The organism is Spirillospora sp. CA-294931, assembly GCF_050946795.1.
In the GTDB taxonomy this organism is placed as follows: Bacteria; Actinomycetota; Actinomycetes; order Streptosporangiales; family Streptosporangiaceae; genus Spirillospora.
On record NZ_CP192006.1, the window covers coordinates 1,086,863 to 1,104,457 of the forward strand.

Below are 17,595 nucleotides of genomic sequence, written 5' to 3' on the forward strand. Positions count from 1 at the left end.
CCCCATGCCCCAACCGTCGACCAGCCAGGCCACACTGGCCGATCGAGCTCACAAGATCCTTGACGCCGTCTGCCAGAGGGTGGGTTTCGACCCAGAGGGCGCCAGGCTGCTGAGGCTCCGCAGCAACGCCGTCTTCAAGCTCAAAGAGCCGATCATCGTCCGCATCGCCTTCGCTCCCGACGCTGCGGAACGCCTACCTGGTGTTCTGTCCGTCACGCACTGGTTGTCCCGCCAAGGGTTCCCGACGGTTCGCCCTACTGATCGAGCTGCTCAGCAGCCGATCCGCCATGAGAACACCTCGACAACGTTCTGGGACTACGTCCCGACGAGCGAGGAACCGCCCACCACTGCGGAACTCGGCGGGCTCCTGAGGCGTTTGCACTCGCTCAACGCCCCGCCGGTTCAGGTCCGCGGCTTTGAAGATCCACTCGTCAGCGTTCGGACCAGCTTGAGGGATCACCCGGACGCACTTCGGCCGAGTGAGCAGGAATGGCTCACCCGCCGTATCGCAGAGCTCTCGGCACGATGGAAATCGCTCCCTTTCGCGGAGCCGCTGACCCTGGTCCACGGGGATGCTTGGATCGACAACCTCCTTCGCGGCGAGGACGGTAACCCCGTGCTCTGTGACTGGGACAGCGTTGCCATCGGCCCGCGCGAATGGGACCTGATCCACAGCTATCACGGCCAGCACCGCTTCGGACTGAGCCCACACGACGTCGAAACCTTCACCACTGCGTACGGTCGGGACCTGCGAGCCTGGTCGGGCTACCCGACTCTGCTCTCCATTCGAGACATCTACGCCGTGGGTATTCACATACGCAACGCCCATGGCGATTCCTTCTCCCGCCACGAGCTCGACCGCCGCATTGGTTCTCTCATCCGAGGGGAACCGTGCCGCTGGTATATGAAACCCCTGACGGCCGCGAGCTGATCGGGAAGTGGGCGGCGGGACGTCAACGGGGTGCCCGCCTCTTGACTGCGGGCTCGGCTGCGTTGTTGGGGTAGGGAATGGCTGAGGTCGGGGTCTGGAGAGCCTGGTGGATAGGGGTAGGGAAGTCGAGGGTGGCAGCCGCAGGCGACGGGGAGAGGTTGCGGCGCTGGATGAGGGCAATCTCGTCGGCGAGGTGAGATGGCGGAGGCAGCGTGGTGAGTGCCTGGCTGAGCCTGCCGATTGTCACCCGACTTGAGAGCTGAAGCCGCTCGTACCGCTTCAGGAACTCCCGGATGTCTGAGGCTTGGGGCGCGCCGTCCGGAGCCGGTGCGGAGGGCCCGCGGAGCTTCTTGAGCACGGCGACCTCGTTGACGGCTCGGCGGTGGCGGTCGGCGAGGGTGGAGCAGGCTTCGAGTGCTTTGAGCACGGCTATGCCAAGGTGGGCTACGTCTTCGGTGCCCGGGGCCAGTTGAGCTGTAGGGAAGACGCGTAGAGAAGCGCTGGCGGTTGGTGCCCAGTCGGGGGCGCTGTACAACAGTCGGCCCAGGCGCAGGACGAGGTCACCTGCGTCCACCACGAGCTCGGAGTTCGGGTTGAGTGGTGCGTTGACGACGGCGATCCAGCGTCGGGCAAGTGTCATCCACCGCTTTCTGTCGCCTCGAATTCTGTGGTTGGCGTGGAACAGGGCCGCGGCCCCGTGCTCGTGGTCGAGCTCCCTGAGGCGGTGCGCGAGTTGCCGGGCCAGGTGGGCGCTGATGTCGTGAGCGATCGCGGCAGAGAAGGCAAGGTAGCGCCAGGTCGTGATGGAACCGATGTCGTCGTCGGCCTGGATCCTCTCGGCGGAGACTCCGATTCCCCGGATCGCTTGTTGACGGTCTTCACCCGGGATCGGCGGGATCCGGCCGGGGACGTTCTTTAGTTCGATCACCTTGGCGGGTGTCCCGGAGGATTGACCGAACCTTCTCGCTGTTGCCCCCGCGTTCAGGAGTGACCGGCCGGCCGGACGGGTCTCCGGTCCCGCACGCATCGCGAGATTGCCGGCCGCCGTGGCGTGTCGGCCGACGGTGTGCAGAAGCCATCGGGCGGTGTCGGCAGCCGCGATGACCGCCGCATTGCCGCGCTGATCGTGCCCCTCGTTGTTCGCGATCTCCGTTGTGATATGTGAGCCGAGCAGGTCCAGGCCACAACCTAGGAGTGTGCTGGCCGCTCGCAGATGCGAAGCCGGTGGCGGCCCGATGGCCTGTGTCGACTCGGGGGAGCCGAATCGTTCCTCTGCTTCCCTGAGCAGCGCGGCCACGTCCCTGGCCGCAGCCCGTTCGTCGGTCCCCGGAGCGGAGGGAACGGCGAATCCGGTCGCGATTTGGTCGGCATAGCGGGTGAGAACTCGCGTGAGGCGGGCCAGCTCCGTTGTGGTCGCAGGCCAGCGGGCGGCCTCGGTGAGTTCGGGCTGCTGAAGGCATTCCACGATCTGTGCGAGGTGGGCATCTGCTGCCGCCAGGATCTCTCCGAAGGTGGCCACGCCTTGTTACCCGAGAGCGTTGCGCAGCCGTGCTGCGTGCAGTGACGCGTTGAGACACGCGAGCTTGTCGTCTGCCCCGGCGAGCTGTTCGGCCGCTTGGACGAGCTCGTGCTCGATCTTGCCTGCGAGGGCATGCAACGTCTCCCGTGACCATTCCTCGGAAACGGCTACCGGTTGTGGTGCGACCGGCATCTGCGAGAGGGACGGTGCTTGATGAAGGGCGTCGCGAGCTGCCTGCACCTCGTACAGGGCCATTCCCCAGCGGACGAATCCGGTTGGCTCGGCGTTGGCGTACTTCTCAATGATTCGTGCTGCTTGGGCTAGCCGGGCGGACGCCGACCCGAGTGCGGCTTCGATAGCCATGGGCTGCTCTTCTCTGTGATGGCTAGGTTCGGTCAGGTCCTTTGGGAAGGCGCGGCAGTGGCAGGCTTCTCCGGGTCCGCCTCTCGGCGTGCGACGGGTTCCGAGAAGACGCCGTTGGTGAGGTCCTCGGGGAAGCTCTCCTCGGACAGCCGGACCGGATCGGGCGTCGTCGGCGCCCCGGAGTCGTTGGCGGCGGTCAGTTGGCGGATTCTTGTGGTGATTCGAGGAGCGAGGGCTTTGAGCAGCTCATAGGCCGGGGTGCCGCTCCACTCGCTCAGCGCTGTGAGCGCGCTTTCGTAGTCCTGCCTGGCTTGGTCTCCTATGCACGGTGTCTTGCTGTGGATGTGCGCTGCCAGCTCTACCAGCGCGCTCTCCGCTTGGACGGGCTCAGGAAGTCCTGTGGATATCGGCGGCAGCGGAGGCGCGGGCTCCAAGTCGGCTGCCCTCTCTTCATAGAGGTACGGCACGCCGGGCACGGCGACGAGGTAGACCGCATCGTCGCCGCCCCGAACGTCGGCGACGAGGCCGCGTCGCCCGGGGTGCAGCCGGAGGCTGACCTGGTCGCCGAAGGTGAATCGCGTCTGGTCGGCGAGTTCGGCTGCGTGCGCCTGGCGGCCGTCGTCCACGGCCTGCGCGAAATCGAGCCCGTTGGCTGATGCGTAGTGCGCGAGGTCGCATACGAGGGCACCAAGAAGCGCTTGTGCGTAGGCAGGGTCGTCCGGCAGGGATGAGAAGTGGGACGGGAAGGCGCTTTGCTCGTAGGCGACGAGCGCACTGGTGGCATGACCAACGCTCTGAGCAGCGGGGTTGTTGTTCGCCATGGGGCTGCCGCTACTGAAGTGCGGTGTGGACGCGTCCGGCGTGTCGTGCCGCCTTCAGGCACGCGATTCGGTCGGCAGGTTCGGAGACCTTGTTGGCGGCGTTAAGAAGGGCCTCGCCCGTCACCAGCACGAGCTTGTTGATCGAGTCGGCGAACTCGCGGTGGCCGGTGTCGGCGACGAGTTGGGCGGCCTCCGGCCAGGATAGTGCCGGGGCCTCGGCGAGAGCCCACCACGCCTGAGTCGACTCGGCGAGGGCCGCGGCGTATGCGGGATACCTGGTTTCCGGGGCGATGTCCGCCAGAAGGGTCGTTGCCCTTTCGATCAGCTCCAGGCCGATGAACGCGGCGGTCAGGAGCGCCTGGACGGTGTCGGAGGCCTCGATCTGCTTGGTGACGTAGGCGATGTGCTCGTTCATGCGTCCCCCTTGATTGCATCTCTGAAGCAACTGAAGTGATGTGTGTCAACTAAAGTTGCTGTGAGGTAAGTCTTGAGGCTGATGATCGTCTCGTCAATCATCGTTGATGAGTGTCGGATAATCGGCTGGAAGTTGATGAGGTTCGTGTCTGGTGTGGTGAGCGTTCCGGGAGCGGTGTAGCGCGTGATGGAGGTCGTTGCCGTGGAGGGCGGCTTCTAGGCAGGCCGCTTCGTCTTCGGCGTTGTGAGCTCGACCGGCGGCTTCGATGAGGACCAGCACCAACGCCTCGGCGAGGCGGATGAGCGCGTCTGTCACCGTGACGAGGTCATCAAGTGCGAGGTGAAGCGTGGGCGGGGGCGCGGCACTCGGACGGTGGACTGAAGGCGCATTGGTCAGGGCCGCGTGTGCCCGGGTGACGTGTTCTTGGACCTGCGCCCAGTGCGGTGGAGGGTCCAGCGAGTCCAGGAATCCCAGCTCCTGGATCGCGCGTTCGGCGACGTCCAGCCCCTGGAGGGCGCCGCTGAGCTGCTCAGGAAGCAGACATGGGAGAGCCAGCTTCTGGATGGCCCGATCGATGATCGCGAGGGTCATGGGCGGCTCCTACGGCGGTCAGCGGGCGACTCGGGGATATTGAGTTAGATCGTTCGCCTGGTGGGACGGGTCTCGCCCGGGGTCGGCGCGCGTACTGCTGACCTCGGATGCTCGGGCAGGGAAGCTCTGCGTGGCGAGTCCGGCTGGCCCGGGCGGCTCACCTGCTGGCCTGACGCCAGGCGGGCCGTCCTCCCAACGGCCGGCGACCGCCTCCAGTTGGCGAGTGGCCGCGGCGAACTTTGGTTGCAGGATTTCGCTGAGCCGTTCCAGGGACAGCCCGCTCCACGAGGAGAGCGAGCCGAGCAGCGTGTGGTGATCTTCGATGTCGTCGTAGCGGGCGGGAGCGTCTCGGCCGTCCGCTGTTCCGATACGAGCCGTGGCCTCGACGAGCGCCCGCTCGGCGGCCAGAGGATCGGCGACGACTCCTCGATGGGTCGTTACCGCCTGGAATGCAGGAGCGGGCTGGAGGTCGGCAGCGCTGAACCGGTGGTTGCGTGGCTCGCCAGGGCAACGCAGGTAGTAGTCCGGCGAGCCATCGTGCGCGATGAGCAGACCGGTGATCACTCCGCGCGTCGGTAGGCCCGCGGCCTCGGCTTCTTGCGCGGCGGGACCTTTGAGCTGGACGGTCGAGCCGAGGTTGTAGGCGCCTTCATCTGCTCTTTCGTTGATGTAGACGCGGCGTGCGTCATCGAGTGCCTCGTCGAACTCGATACCGTTCCGAGCGCAGTGATGCATGAGGTCGGCGAGGAAGTCGGCGACGAGCTCGTCCTCCAAGGGCTGCCAGGGATGGCGGTGTGGTCCGGGTTCCGTGCGTAGATCGCGCTGGTAGGCGTCGAGGGCGCGGCTCGCGAATTCCGCGAAATCGGCGTTGCTGCTCTTGGGCATGGCGTCTCCCGTTGTTCAGCTCGGATGACGTGTCGCTAAGACCGGATATTCGGGGTGGACGTGCGCGGGTTCCGGCCGGACGGTGTGTCCGGGCGCCTGCTCGATGAGGAGGCGAGAACACCATTGGCCAGGTCATGAGGAAAGTCCTCGGCTGCCACCTGCGCCGCTTCGGAGGCCGGAAGGAACGGGGAGGGGCCGCTCATGCGGAAAGCGGCATTGCTGATCTGCGGGCCGAGACTGAACAGCACCAGGTTTCGGGTGGTGCCCGACCATTCGGCGAGCAGGTCGCCCAGTTCCCTGCGAGCTGCCAGATCGTCCGGCTCAGGGTCTGCCTTGGACTGCACGTCCCGCAGGATGCGAGCGCCGACGGTGACGAGCGTTCTCGCGGCGTCCGCCACGTTGAAAACGAACCCGGCACGCGTGGGCGTGACCGGGATCCCCGGTACCGGTTCGAGGCTGGAAGTGCGGAACTGGAACGACCCGGCCGGCACCCCGAGGAAGCGAACCCTGCATTCGTGATCCCCGTCGGGTGAGGTGCGGATGTCGGTGACGAAGCCGCGCTTGTTCAGCAGAGACGAGCGTGGGGTGCTTGTCCGGGCACTCGCACGGAGCCGGACTCCGGTGCCGATCTCGATCGCCGCGTCTGGCTGCGGCTCGCTAGGGAGCGAGAGCGTTCTGGCTTCGGCCAGGATGCGCTCGAAGTCGTGCCCACGATGCTTGGCGTAGAGGGCGAGATCCCGTACGAGGTCGCGCACCAGGTACTTGGCGCGGGCTGCGTCTTGGCGATGAAGGCCGGTTGGAGGGCCGACCAGGCGCAACTCGTACGAGTCGAGCACCGTTGCCGCGTTCTCCACACTCCTAGCGACCGGGTCGTTCGGCCCGCTCACGGCCCAATCTCCTGAGCCTCGTCGGACTCTGTTTGATCAGGCCACCAGCCAACGGGAGCGGGTTCGAGGACGGCTTGGTGTGGTTCGAGGTGCTCGGTCTCGGTGCATTGATAGAACGGGCCACGCGGACCGAGCAGAGTGGGGAGTTGGTGGTCGAGGTGATCGCGATACCAGAGCCCGATGCCGGTGGCGCCCTGGAGCCGCATGGACTCCCACGCGTACCAAAGCGCGGTGAGCCGAGAGATCGCCTCGGAGTGCCGCCACCATTGCGCGCACCAGCGGAACTCGCCGCCGAGGGTGCGTCGGTAGGTGGGGACGAAATGGTGTGTCACCCAGGCATCGACGCTGGGGAATCGAGGCTTGGGCCTTGGCTCTAGTTCCTTGTCGGGGTCGCCCGAACTGGTTGTGGTGGACACGGGACCTCCGTGGTCAGGTGGTTCATGGGACGACTCCTCTCTTCTCGGTGTGGATTTGATCGGGGCGTGCTTCAGCGCTGACGTCGCTTATGGCGGCGGGCGCCGTCCGCGATCGCGGTGTCCGCTGCCTTGATCGCCTTGCTGATCCGGTCGGCATGATCGCTGCGATACCAGGGCCGGAGTTTGATCAGCGCGGGCTTCGTGCCGGTAGCCAGGAGCAGAGCGGTGCCCGTTGGCAGTGCTCGAATGTCGGCTGCTTCAAGAATCTCCTGGCGGCGCAGTGAGATCTGCTCGGACGTGCGGCCGTCCCCGTAGGTGATGGTGCGGACGGGCACGTCGTGTTGGCCGACGAGCGTCGCCAGGTCGCGGACAAGTCGGGGTGAGTCGATCCCGGCTCCAATGAGCTTGCGGGTGGCAGCGCCCCAGAGCGCCGCCATGCCCGGCTCTCCCCAGACGGTCACGCCCTGCTCGTAGGACTGCAAGATCGTGACGGGGACGATGCCGCGCGAGCCCAGGTGGGAGTAGAGCTGCGGCAGATCGGAGATTCGGCAGATGTTGGCGGCCTCGTCCAGTGCCACCACCATGGGCGGGTCAAGTCGCCCGCCCGCCTGCTCGGCACGGCGTTCGGCGGCGCGCATCGCAGTGTCGGTCAGCGCCGCGATCAGAGGTGCTGCGGCCGACAACGACTTGGAGAGCAGGTAGAGGGTGTCGCGGGAGCCCGCGAAGGCGTCCGGGTCAAAGCTCGGTAGGTCGCGCTGAGGCGTGACCCACGCGAGGATCTCTTCGTCCCGGAGGCACTTCGCGGCCGTCCGTGCCGTCTGGTAGATCCCGTCGCGGGTCTCGACCGCTCCGTTCTGCGTCCCCTTCAAGGAGGACGCCATCAGCTGGAAGCCCGCGTCGTGGAGGAGCTCGATCGGAGTGGGCACGGCCGGTTCGTCCAGCCAATGTGCCACGTGGTGCAGAGACCGGCCCGATGTGGCGGCCGCGAGGAAGAGGGCGCAGAGGAGGTCCTGAGCGGCTGGGCCCCAGAGATCCTTCTTCTGTCCGTCGTCGACCGTGAGGACGAAGTGCCCGGCGAGGCGGTGGGCGTCCTCGACCGTAATCAGGCCGCCCAGCGCGTTCCACCACCAGCCTTGGAGTTGGTAGGTGATGTGCTGCGGGTCGAACAGCCAGACCTTCCCGCCGGTCTTCTCGGCGCGGACATTGGAGATGGCCGCCCACAGGTCGGCCTTGTTGCTGGTGGCGATCACCGCGCCGGGCGCGGACAGGACATGGGGGATGCTCTGCGTCGTGGTCTTGCCCGAGCGCGGAGCCATGAAGGCCACCACTGTGTCCTCCCAGGAGGTGAACAAGGTCGGACCAGTACGGGCTCCTCGTCCCAGCAGATCGCCGAGGATCAGGCCGACTTCTCCAGCGTCGAGCCGACCGGGCGCCGAACCGGTGAGGGATCGGCGTAGCGCGATGGCCTTCTCCGCGGTCGGACCCGGCTTGAGCGCTGCCAGGCCAGGGCTGTCGGCCAGCGCCGCGATGGGGTCGTCGGGACGCGGGATCCGGGCAGCGATGCGCAGCCAGACCGTCCATACCGTCGTCCCGCCAGCGAGCACCAGCAGGACGACGATCGTGAGCACCAAGGGTGTTGGTGTGCCCGGCCACATCTGTTGACTGCGTCCCCGGGCCAACGCGACTGCGAAGTCCGAGCCGAACGGCATGACACGTCCGCCCGCGATGGCGGCCGCCGCCTTGGCGGAAGCCCACACGATCCATAGGCAGCCGATCGGGGCCCAGCATCCGGCCAGGACCATCCAGCCGCCGGCCGCGCCGGTGTGCCAGATCGAAGGGCGAGGCCCGAGTGCCCGAGTCATGAGCCAGCCCGGATGGCCTGGTCGGTGTCGTAGAGCTCCTTCTCGGCGCCGACCAGGGAGAGCTCCACGGGAATGCCGAGCCGTTCACCGGTCTTGATTAGGTACTTGCCTCGTCCCGGATGGCGGGCACCCGGTTGCCAGGAGTCTGGAGCCGACCAGGAGGTCACCAGATGCTGCTCCGGCCCGGTGAGCGGGGTGATCTCGTGGACGCGGGCGAGTTCACGGGGAGGCAGCCCCGCCAGCACGGTGATGGCGGAACGGTCGGCGAATCCCTTCGCCTTGGCCCGGTCCTCCTCGGTCGCCAGCGCGTCGAGGTCGGCCAGAGAGTGGGTGATCATGATGGACGCCATGCCTTTGGCGCGGTTGAGCCGGGTGAGCGCATCGGCGTGCTCGACAAGGCCGGGGGCACCGCGCAGGGCGCGCCATAGCTCGTCCATCACGCCCATGTAGGCGCGGCGCGGTGCGGCTTCGAGATCCACGAGGGCGGCAGCGGCGTCGACCATGCCGAACGCGTAGGCCCAGGTGCACAGCATCGCGGCTGTCAGGAGCTTGTCCCCGGCCGCTCGCACGCGCGAGATGTCGACGCTGATCGCGGGCGCGTTCATTTCCAGAGGCCGGGACGTCTGAGCGTCGAAGACTCCGGCGAGTGAGCCGTTGCAGAGCAGGTCGAGGGTGAACACCAGGTCGCTTACCTGCTTGCGGTAAGCCTCGGCCGAGTCGGTTCGGGCGGCTGAACGGATCTCGTCCGGTCCCTCCTCCAGGACGCGAAGGACATCCGGAACGGTCGGCTCGTCGCCTGAGCGTGCATCGAGCAGATCAACGGCTCTTCCGAGGACGACCTCCTCGGCGTTGGAGATCCGGGATTCGCGAACCAACGTGCACAGGGCCATGAGCAGTGACAGGCGTCGGCTTCTGACCTCCCAACGCAGCACCTCCGCGCGTTCACCGGCCAAGGTACGCAGCACCCCGCCGAGCGGTCCCGAGTCGAGTGGGTTGATGCGATCGACGCCGCGCCCGATCCGGATGACCTGGCCTCCGAGGTGCTCGATCAGCATCGAGTAGTCGGGTTTGCTGTCGCCGAGGATGATCGGCGTGGTCCCGGTCGCGACGGCGCCGGTGACCAGTCGCTTCACCAGGGTGGACTTGCCGGTGCCGGGTTGGCCGAGGATGAACATTCCCGGGTTGGTGACGAGTCCGGCGCGCAGCCAGGCAAGGGGATCCAGGCACACGACCTCGCCCCACAATTGGTGACGTCCGATCGGCGTCCCTGCGGTCGGTGTGCCGCATCCGGCGGTGAACGGGTAGAGCCCGCAGACCTGTGTTGTCGTCGCTTGGAACTCCGGGGCGGCCTCCACATGCGCGGCGCGTCCGCCGAGTGGCCGTCTCCACCCCCACGGCGGAGCCATGGCTTCCGCCATCGCCTCGGACTCGACCCCTTCCCGGGGCGGCGCTGGGGTTCGTGTTCTGAACATCGGGCGGCCTCCAGTTCAGTGAATGAGGCGGTGGGAGAGTTCGGAGGGGCAGATCCCGCAGGGTAGGGTCGTCGCGAAGCCCGCGGCCTGGCTTCTCCAGAGCCGACGAAGCCGGATCTTCGCTGATTCGGCGCTGGCCTCGACATGAGCTACAGCGCGGCGCAGCTCTTTGGGCTCGGTGACCGTGACGCTGGCGTACATCGAGATCAAGCACAGCCCTGCCCCCATCGCCTCCTCGGTGGCCGCCTGCCGGGCGCGGGCGGAGTCCCAGCTGTCGCGGGCCGTCTCATCGCGTCCCGTCCGCCGCCGGAACTGGGCCCTGAAGGACGCGGCGTTCACCTCCTGCTGGATCACCTGGCTGGCCGCCGCAGCCGGGAACGCGCGGTACTGGAGCGTGATCCTCTTGGGAAAGGGGCCCGGCGCCACCAGGCGCGCGAGCACATCGGAGTGCACGTTCTGCCGGGGCGGTTCGTGCCATGCCCAGGTGACGCTCACGCCGCTGTCGTGCTCGTAGCGATCGGCGTGCTCGGTCGCGCCGATCGGTCCCGCGTCGCACCAGCCGAGGATCTCCGCCGCGTCCGGCCCGGCGAGGAGGCGGTTCACCTCTCCTCGGGCGTCGGGATCGAAGGCCGTCCGGACGGCGCCCGCTATCTCCGCGGCCGTCGCGCGGCCGACGACGGTCACGCCGCAACCTCCCAGGGACGACGCGAGCCCGTCGAGAATGCGCCCGAGTTCGCCGACGGCCTCGGGCAGGTCTTTCGGGGCGTTCGGCGACTTCGCCGGGTCGACGGTGATGGACACCCGGGTGTCGACGTCCGCTGCGGCGGCCGGAGCGGCGGCGACTAGCTCGGTCAGGATGTCGCGCGCTGGCGCCGGTGCGCTCGGATCGAACGCGGTGGTGACAGCGTCGGCAAGCGTGGACCCTGGTTCGGGCGCCGTGTCCACAGTGACTGTCACCCAGCGCATCGCGGGCAGATGCCCCAGCCCGGCCAGCCACCCTCCCCACGCCGCTACCCAGCTGTCGGCGTCGGAGCGGTTGGCCAGCCAGGTCGATGCCGGGACGACCCGGAGTGTGGCGGTGAGGAGCCCGGTGCGGCGATCCCAGACGATGCCGTACCGGCTGCCGTAACCGTCTTCGGCGCTGAGCAACGTGAGGGGCGCCAGCACACCCGGCAACTGGAACGCACGGGGGTGGTCGACGACGACCCCTGCTCGATATTGGTTGTAACGACGCTTGGACCCCCACCACCAGCGCCACCGTGCCAGGAGGAGCCGCGCGACGGGGACTCCGCCGATGCGGATCAGGACCACACCACCGACGAGGACGGCCGGAGGAGCGAGGTAGATCAGCAGAGCGGGGGCGATGGCCGTCGCGAGAATCAATGCCATCGCGATTCCGAGTGCGGCGAAGGTGGCGGTGCTGTCCATCCCCAGCAGGCCGATGCCGTGGCGGCGGCGCCATCCGCCGTAGGTCCGTATCTGCGGCGAGCTGTCACGTTCCACCGTTGCCGTCCCCTCCGTCATCAGCTCCAGTGGGCGCGCCGGAGCCGTCGCTCGACCCAGAGGGCTGGCCCATCCACCGGAGGGTGTCCGCGCCGCGTCCCTGCTCCTTCTTCCAGGTCCGGACGGCTGCGGGACCGGTGGGTTCGGAGTTGTTCTCGCCCGTTTGCGTACCTTGGCTACCGGTGGCGGTGGGCGGAGTCTGCACGTGATCGCCGCTGCCGGGCGGAACCGAATGATCAGAGCCACGAGGCTGATCGGTGCCGCTCTTCGTGGCCCCGCTGGCGGGCGTGGTTGTTGGCGCAGTGTGCCCCGGCTTCGCCGACCGGTTGTCGGCACCCTCGGGCTGTGCGCCCGCCGTTGTCGGGTTCCCAGCGTCGCTTCCACGAGTCTCGTGAGAACCGAGCTGCTGATCAAGGTAGGCGGCGTGCTCGTTCGCCGAGGAGTCGGCCGAGCCCATGTGGCCCCACCCATAAGACCGGAGGGCACCCACCGCCGTGGCGCCGCCGATCAATGAGGTAAGAACCCCGCCGCCCGAACTGGACGGGGGGCTCGAAGTCGTCCAGTTGAAGAATTCCAGCAGAACGGGGAAGGCGATCAGGCTGACGAGCATCATGGTGAAGCCCAGCAGGACGGCATGAACGTCCCGTCCGTTGCCGATCAGGGCGAAGGCCGTCGCGTAGACCAGAGAGGCGAGCGGTTTGTAGAAGGCGAGGGCGAGCATCCAGCCGGCGACCCGCAGGAACCATTTGCGAGTCCCGTTGGTGAGCATGCCGGCCGCCGCGAGCGGCAGCATTCCCGCAAGGATGATCAGCGCTCCCTGCCGGAACAGCATCAGGATCGCTTGGACGATGCCTACGAACAGTGCGATCAGGCACATGATGAAGACGAAGCCTGCGGGCACCCCGCTCGGCAGCGTGACGATCTGGGTCATCCGGGTGCTGAAGCCGCCCTGGGCGGAGATCTTCAGCACCCATTCCGACCAGGCGTCTCCCCACTCCAGCAACACGTTCGGCAGTGCGGCACCCAAGACCGTGGTGACGACCAGGACGCTCAGCCCGCCGCCCGCCTCGATCATCGGGTTCGCCTTGCGCGTGAGCGTCATCTTCGCCGCGACCGCGAGCAGGGCGAGCACGGCCACCGTGATGGTGACGGGTTGGGTGATTCCCTGGAGGAATCCCACAGACCGCTCTTTTTCGAGATCAGGGGAGGGGGAGTTGACCCACCAGGAGGATGTGCTGGAGACGAACCAGCCCACGGCTTCCTGGAGTGCTTTGGCGGCTCCTTCGAGGGCATTGCCGCCGATCTCGCCGGGGATGTCCGGGAGGGGAGGACCGAACGGGTGGCTCTCATCGTCGTTGTCGACGGTCTGGACGCATTGGGGATCGAGTACGGGAGTGCAGGGCAACGTGGGTCACCTTCCCGTCGGGAAGAGCGTGTAGCCGGCGGTGGACGTGATCGGGACGGCGGAACTTCCCCAATCGCCGCCGAGCGGGCAGATGGCTCGCCAGTCGCCGTCGTGCCATCGGAGTTGAACGCGGGTGGCGGCGCGGACGGTGAGGTCGTCCTCGCCGGGACCGGCCGATAGGAGGTCGAGGCTCGCCAGGCTGGGCGTGTAACCCAGGAAGCGGAAGCCTTCGATCGCCGCATGGGCTCGTCCGAGAGCGACTCCTACAGGGAGGCGTGCGCGTTTCCTCAGCTGCTCGTGGGCGCTCCGGATCGACTCCAGCAGTTCGACCTTGTCTGGCCCGATGACCTGGTGAGTGATCGTGGATTCGAACACGTCCGGTGCCCACTGGGGAGCTGCGCGGACGACGATGTGGATCGCCGCCAGGAGTGCGCCGTTCGGGGTGTGACCGAACCCGGAGACGAGGTCGCGGTCAGTACGTCGTGGCCCGTCGCTGGGCGATCGCGGTAGCCGCATTCCGTGGAAGTCGTTCCAGGTCAAGCCTTCGAGATCGAGGCGCGTCTGATTCTGGGTGCGCCTTGGGGGCGTGGTGCCGCAGTCATCGGAATCGACGCGCATCAAGCAGAGCAGGAGCGCACTGATGGCTACGACGCCCAGGACGACAAGGACGCGACTGCTGTTGAACCTCGCGGCGTGCTTGGCTTTCACCGGAAGAACACCCCCACGATCGGAGCCGCGGTCGCCGCAAGGCTCAGGCCGCCCAGGACCCAGGGGACTCCGGTGGCGCCGTCGGCAGCGAACGACGAGCGATTCTTCCGGCCGATGACCATCTGGCCCGCACAGAAGAAGAGCCCCGCGACACCGCAGACGAGCACGCCGTACTTGCCCCAGCCGAGGAGGACCTGCATTTTCGCGTCGAGTCCGGGCGGCGCCTGCGGTGGCGGGTTGGGTACCTGCACTGACGGCGGACTTGGCGGGGGAGCCAGAGGCTCGTACCCGTAGCGTGGATGGAGTTTGTCGAACAACAGCACGGCGAGTCGGGTCGAGTCGATCGGCATAACACCTCCTCGGGTGTCCCGGATCAGTGACATGGATGGGCGAGGGCGACGTCCAAGATGCGGTTCAGGACGCCCTCGACCTTGCGCGGCAAACGGACCTGTGTCGGGTCGTCCACCAGGCGCAGCGCCGGGACGAAGGGCATCCGCACCAGCTCTCGGACACGGCCCTCCAGTAGCGCGAATCGCGCTGTCGCGTCCCTGGGCTCTGGCCCGGCTCCGTCCCCGACGATGACCAGCGCAGCGAGATGCGCGCTTGACGTGTCCCGAGTCGCGTCAATGGCTGTCACGGCTCTGGTCGCACGCTGAGCAGCGGCGACGGAGTTGCGCGTGACGAGGACCAGGGGTCGGCCCTTGGGCTGGACGGGCGGGCGACCGGGTTCGAGAAGGTCGCTGATCGTCCCCATATCCCAGGCGGGACGCAGCAAGGCCGCCAGCGTCGTGGTTCCCGCCCCGCCATGCGCGCCGACCACGACCAGTTCGCGGTTTCGTCCTTCGTCTGGCACGCCTTCGCGTGCTCTCTCAGGGTTGTGTCGTCGCACTCAGACCCCCGTTTCACTGCCTTGGGTGGCGTGAACGTCACCGTACGTGGCATCATTACAGAGCGCAAGTAACGTCAAACAGCTTTTGATCGTGTCATCACGTTGAAGAGCGTGCTTCCGCAGCCACCGTCCGCGACACTGGAGAGGCGACCATGACCAGCACCCCAGGAGCCACCCCATGACCGAGCGCACAGGCCGCGATCCCGACGTGCTCAACACCGCCGAACTCGCCGCCAAGCTCGACCTGTCCCCGCAGACCGTCCGCCGGATGGCCAACGCGGGACAGATCCCGGCTCTCAAAACCGGCAAGGACTTCCGGTACTCCTGGGAAGCGGTCCGCGAGGTGCTGCGGCAGCCCCACCGAGAACCGGGGGTGCCCACCGATGACCAGGACGACGCGCCCAAGAAGGGCGCCGGCTACCGAGCCCAGCGCCGCGCCCGCACCGGCGCGGAGGAAACACCGGAAGGCTGACCAACCGCCGCCGCGGCGGCGCCCGTGCTGAAGCTCGCTCTGGCGGCAGGAGCCGTCCTGCTCGGCATGCCCCTGCTGTTGATCCTGGTCGGCGGCCAGCCCACCTCATCGAGCTCTGAAACACCCCTGGACGGCGCTCCAAGCGCCTACGCCCGCCGCGACATCCCACCCCACTACCTGCGGCTATATCTCCAAGCAGCACAGACCTGCCCCGGCCTGCCCTGGAGCGTCCTCGCCGCGATCGGCAGCGTCGAGTCCGACCACGGCCGCTCCCGGCTGCCCGGCATCCGCTCCGGCGAGAACTCCGCCGGAGCCGGCGGCCCCATGCAGTTCCTCGCCGCCACCTGGGCAACCTACGGAACGGACGGAGACCGCGACGGCCGCAAGGACCGCTACGCCCCGGCCGACGCGATCCACGGCGCCGCCAACTACCTCTGCGCCAACAAAGCAGGCAAGGGCGGCAAGCACCTCTATCGAGCGCTCTTCCGCTACAACCACGCCGACTGGTATGTCCGCAAGGTCCTCGCCCAGGCCGCGAAGTACGCCACCCCACAAGCCAGCGGACGCGGCGCAATAGCGATCCGCGCCGCACTCAGCAAACTCGGCACGCCCTACTCCTGGGGCGGCGGCAGACCTTCCGGGCCCAGCTACGGCATCGAACACGGCGCCCACATCAAAGGCTTCGACTGCTCCGGCCTCACCCAATTCGCCTGGGCCCAAGCCGGCGTCCGCATCGACCGGGTAGCCGCCGACCAATTCGACGACGGACCGCGCATCCCGCTCAACGCCCTACAGCCCGGCGACCTGCTGTTCTTCGCCCACAACCCCAGCAACCCACGGTCCATCCACCATGTCGGCCTCTACCTCGGCCGCGGCCGCATGGTCCACGCCCCACAGACAGGCGACGTCGTCCGCATCGCCCAGTTCAAAGGCAACGCCTACCGCGAACGCCAATACGCCGGAGCCACCCGCCCGGCCCCAAGAACGTCCCGCCAGATCTAGCGCGACTCGGAGGTCAAAGAGTGCCCGCTCACGATCACCGAAACCCCACCCCAACCCGCGCCCACCACACCGCCTCGGCACCCACCCGAAGGCGCAAGCTCAAGCCGCCCTGCGGACCACTCCGCGCCTTCAGCTTCGGAGGAGGCTGGCAATCCACCGCCGCCCTCGTCCTAGCCGCCCAAGGACGGCTCGACTTCCAGCTCTTCCTATTCGCCAACGTCGGCGACGACTCCGAATACCCCGCAACCCTCCGCTACATCCGTGAACACGCCGCCCCCTTCGCCCAAGCCCACGGCATCGAGCTACGCGAGCTGTTCCGCATCCGCCGAGACGGCACCGTCGAAACCCTCTACGGCCGCCTCATGCGCGAAGGCTCGCGCTCCATCCCCATCCCCATCCGAATGAGCAACGGCGCCCCGGGCACCCGATCCTGCACCGCCGACTTCAAGATCCGAGTCATCGGCCGCTGGCTCAAAGCCCACGGCGCCAGCAAGGACAACCCCGCCACGATCGGCATCGGCATCAGCCTCGACGAGATCCACCGAGCCAACAAACGCCGCACCGAACCCTACGAACGCATCGTCTACCCGCTCCTCGACCTGCACATCCGCCGAGCCGACTGCCCACAGATCATCCGCTCGGCCAACCTGCCCCTCCCACCCAAATCCGCCTGCTGGTTCTGCCCCTTCCGCCGCCTGGAGTACTGGAAGACCCTTCGCCGCGACGACCCCGAACTCTTCCAACGCGCCTGCCACCTCGAAGACACCATCAACACCCGCCGCCGAATGCTCGACCGCGACCCGGTCTGGCTGACCCGCTACAACGCCCCACTCGCCGAAGTCGTCCCCAACGAAACACCCCTCCCCATCGACGACACCGACGCCACCTGCGACGGCGGCTGGTGCTTCACCTGAGCCCATTCGGAACCAACTTCGTCTCTGGCTTCGCCACTCCTCGCCCGGCACGGTGGTGGTCCTTTAGAGCATGCACACAGTGGGGCAATCGAGCGAGTGGCTTCCATACGAACCTCCAGCGCCCGCATCGGGCAGCCACACAAGGCGGGTGACCATGGCTCAGATCGACAAGCGCATCGCAGTTCTCGTCTCTTGGAGCAAGACGCAGGACAGGAAGAAGCGAACCAAGCCGGCAAGGGATGCATTCCTGGCGAAATTTGAGCGGGAAGTGGATCCTGAAGGTGCCTTGCCACCCGATGAACGACGGGGACGGGCCGAGCAAGCGATGAGGGCTCACATGCTGAGGTTAGCGAAACGCTCAGCCATGGCCAGAAGGAGAGATTGACGAGCCTTGAGCGTTGAAGCCCCAGGCACGGCTGAAGCCGCGCGCTTGGGGCTTCAACTCTAAGTACACCGAAACTCCGTGCTACTCGTGTCCCTCCCAGGAAACTGTCGCAAGAGCGACCGGATGTGGCCGTAAGGCTGGTGAGTTGACGTCGA

General features: G+C 67.3%; 20 protein-coding genes. 5 read left to right on the forward strand and 15 right to left on the reverse strand.

Features of this window, described 5'->3' with window-relative positions:
• Positions 1–4: 4 nt before the first annotated feature.
• A complete protein-coding gene (locus ACQPY4_RS05215) occupies positions 5–931 on the forward strand; it encodes a phosphotransferase enzyme family protein (protein ID WP_433332972.1) in 927 nt (308 codons plus the stop codon).
• A 22-nt stretch (positions 932–953) separates the two neighbouring features.
• Here ACQPY4_RS05215 and ACQPY4_RS05220 read toward each other — a convergent pair whose 3' ends face one another.
• The 15 genes from ACQPY4_RS05220 to ACQPY4_RS05290 form a co-directional block, all read right to left on the reverse strand.
• Complete coding sequence (locus tag ACQPY4_RS05220; RefSeq protein ID WP_433332974.1) at positions 954–2,450, reverse strand: hypothetical protein; 1,497 nt, start codon at positions 2,448–2,450, stop codon at positions 954–956.
• A 6-nt stretch (positions 2,451–2,456) separates the two neighbouring features.
• Entirely contained in the window at positions 2,457–2,813 is a 357-nt protein-coding gene (locus tag ACQPY4_RS05225; RefSeq protein ID WP_433332976.1) for a hypothetical protein, read from the reverse strand.
• 32 nt (positions 2,814–2,845) lie between these two features.
• On the reverse strand, positions 2,846–3,634 hold the full coding sequence (locus ACQPY4_RS05230) for a hypothetical protein (RefSeq protein ID WP_433332978.1): 789 nt from the start codon (positions 3,632–3,634) through the stop codon (positions 2,846–2,848).
• Positions 3,635–3,644: 10 nt separating this feature from the next.
• Positions 3,645–4,049: a hypothetical protein gene (locus ACQPY4_RS05235; RefSeq protein WP_433332980.1), complete on the reverse strand. Its 405-nt coding sequence runs from the start codon at positions 4,047–4,049 to the stop codon at positions 3,645–3,647.
• 93 nt (positions 4,050–4,142) lie between these two features.
• The gene (locus tag ACQPY4_RS05240; RefSeq protein WP_433332982.1) at positions 4,143–4,640 is read right to left on the reverse strand and encodes a hypothetical protein; all 498 of its coding nucleotides are present in this window, start codon (positions 4,638–4,640) and stop codon (positions 4,143–4,145) included.
• An 18-nt stretch (positions 4,641–4,658) separates the two neighbouring features.
• Positions 4,659–5,525 (reverse strand): hypothetical protein, encoded by an 867-nt coding sequence (locus tag ACQPY4_RS05245; RefSeq protein WP_433332984.1) that lies wholly within the window; start codon positions 5,523–5,525, stop codon positions 4,659–4,661.
• Positions 5,526–5,560: 35 nt separating this feature from the next.
• On the reverse strand, positions 5,561–6,412 hold the full coding sequence (locus ACQPY4_RS05250) for a hypothetical protein (protein ID WP_433332986.1): 852 nt from the start codon (positions 6,410–6,412) through the stop codon (positions 5,561–5,563).
• Entirely contained in the window at positions 6,409–6,828 is a 420-nt protein-coding gene (locus tag ACQPY4_RS05255; protein WP_433332988.1) for a DUF4913 domain-containing protein, read from the reverse strand. The genes ACQPY4_RS05250 and ACQPY4_RS05255 overlap by 4 nt, the downstream gene beginning before the upstream one ends.
• 71 nt (positions 6,829–6,899) lie before the next feature.
• Positions 6,900–8,537, reverse strand: coding sequence for a type IV secretory system conjugative DNA transfer family protein (locus ACQPY4_RS05260; protein ID WP_433332990.1), 1,638 nt, complete (start codon positions 8,535–8,537; stop codon positions 6,900–6,902).
• Positions 8,538–8,686: 149 nt separating this feature from the next.
• Positions 8,687–9,865, reverse strand: a complete 1,179-nt coding sequence (locus tag ACQPY4_RS05265) for a hypothetical protein (RefSeq protein ID WP_433332992.1) — start codon at positions 9,863–9,865, stop codon at positions 8,687–8,689.
• Between the two features lie 312 nt (positions 9,866–10,177).
• On the reverse strand, positions 10,178–11,665 hold the full coding sequence (locus ACQPY4_RS05270) for an SCO6880 family protein (RefSeq protein ID WP_433332994.1): 1,488 nt from the start codon (positions 11,663–11,665) through the stop codon (positions 10,178–10,180).
• A complete protein-coding gene (locus tag ACQPY4_RS05275; RefSeq protein WP_433332996.1) occupies positions 11,655–13,070 on the reverse strand; it encodes a hypothetical protein in 1,416 nt (471 codons plus the stop codon). The genes ACQPY4_RS05270 and ACQPY4_RS05275 overlap by 11 nt, the downstream gene beginning before the upstream one ends.
• Positions 13,071–13,076: 6 nt before the next feature.
• Positions 13,077–13,586, reverse strand: a complete 510-nt coding sequence (locus ACQPY4_RS05280) for a hypothetical protein (RefSeq protein WP_433332998.1) — start codon at positions 13,584–13,586, stop codon at positions 13,077–13,079.
• 188 nt (positions 13,587–13,774) lie between these two features.
• Positions 13,775–14,128, reverse strand: a complete 354-nt coding sequence (locus tag ACQPY4_RS05285; RefSeq protein WP_433333000.1) for a hypothetical protein — start codon at positions 14,126–14,128, stop codon at positions 13,775–13,777.
• 23 nt (positions 14,129–14,151) lie between these two features.
• Positions 14,152–14,631: a hypothetical protein gene (locus ACQPY4_RS05290; protein ID WP_433333002.1), complete on the reverse strand. Its 480-nt coding sequence runs from the start codon at positions 14,629–14,631 to the stop codon at positions 14,152–14,154.
• A 214-nt stretch (positions 14,632–14,845) separates the two neighbouring features.
• Here ACQPY4_RS05290 and ACQPY4_RS05295 point away from each other — a divergent pair, with 214 nt between their 5' ends.
• From ACQPY4_RS05295 to ACQPY4_RS05310, 4 genes are all read left to right on the forward strand, one after another.
• On the forward strand, positions 14,846–15,139 hold the full coding sequence (locus ACQPY4_RS05295; RefSeq protein WP_433333004.1) for a helix-turn-helix domain-containing protein: 294 nt from the start codon (positions 14,846–14,848) through the stop codon (positions 15,137–15,139).
• A 24-nt stretch (positions 15,140–15,163) separates the two neighbouring features.
• Complete coding sequence (locus tag ACQPY4_RS05300; protein WP_433333006.1) at positions 15,164–16,141, forward strand: NlpC/P60 family protein; 978 nt, start codon at positions 15,164–15,166, stop codon at positions 16,139–16,141.
• Between the two features lie 20 nt (positions 16,142–16,161).
• The gene (locus ACQPY4_RS05305; RefSeq protein ID WP_433333008.1) at positions 16,162–17,055 is read left to right on the forward strand and encodes a phosphoadenosine phosphosulfate reductase; all 894 of its coding nucleotides are present in this window, start codon (positions 16,162–16,164) and stop codon (positions 17,053–17,055) included.
• Positions 17,056–17,209: 154 nt separating this feature from the next.
• Positions 17,210–17,440, forward strand: coding sequence for a hypothetical protein (locus ACQPY4_RS05310; RefSeq protein ID WP_433333010.1), 231 nt, complete (start codon positions 17,210–17,212; stop codon positions 17,438–17,440).
• Positions 17,441–17,595 lie beyond the last annotated feature (155 nt).

Coding starts and splice junctions, on each gene's coding strand:
- ACQPY4_RS05215 (WP_433332972.1), top strand. CDS start 5: ATGCCCCAACCGTCGACCAGCCAGGCCACACTGGCCGATCGAGCTCAC.
- ACQPY4_RS05225 (WP_433332976.1), bottom strand. CDS start 2,813: ATGGCTATCGAAGCCGCACTCGGGTCGGCGTCCGCCCGGCTAGCCCAA.
- ACQPY4_RS05230 (WP_433332978.1), bottom strand. CDS start 3,634: ATGGCGAACAACAACCCCGCTGCTCAGAGCGTTGGTCATGCCACCAGT.
- ACQPY4_RS05235 (WP_433332980.1), bottom strand. CDS start 4,049: ATGAACGAGCACATCGCCTACGTCACCAAGCAGATCGAGGCCTCCGAC.
- ACQPY4_RS05240 (WP_433332982.1), bottom strand. CDS start 4,640: ATGACCCTCGCGATCATCGATCGGGCCATCCAGAAGCTGGCTCTCCCA.
- ACQPY4_RS05245 (WP_433332984.1), bottom strand. CDS start 5,525: ATGCCCAAGAGCAGCAACGCCGATTTCGCGGAATTCGCGAGCCGCGCC.
- ACQPY4_RS05260 (WP_433332990.1), bottom strand. CDS start 8,537: ATGCCGTTCGGCTCGGACTTCGCAGTCGCGTTGGCCCGGGGACGCAGT.
- ACQPY4_RS05265 (WP_433332992.1), bottom strand. CDS start 9,865: ATGTTCATCCTCGGCCAACCCGGCACCGGCAAGTCCACCCTGGTGAAG.
- ACQPY4_RS05280 (WP_433332998.1), bottom strand. CDS start 13,586: ATGCGGCTACCGCGATCGCCCAGCGACGGGCCACGACGTACTGACCGC.
- ACQPY4_RS05285 (WP_433333000.1), bottom strand. CDS start 14,128: ATGCCGATCGACTCGACCCGACTCGCCGTGCTGTTGTTCGACAAACTC.
- ACQPY4_RS05295 (WP_433333004.1), top strand. CDS start 14,846: ATGACCGAGCGCACAGGCCGCGATCCCGACGTGCTCAACACCGCCGAA.
- ACQPY4_RS05310 (WP_433333010.1), top strand. CDS start 17,210: ATGGCTCAGATCGACAAGCGCATCGCAGTTCTCGTCTCTTGGAGCAAG.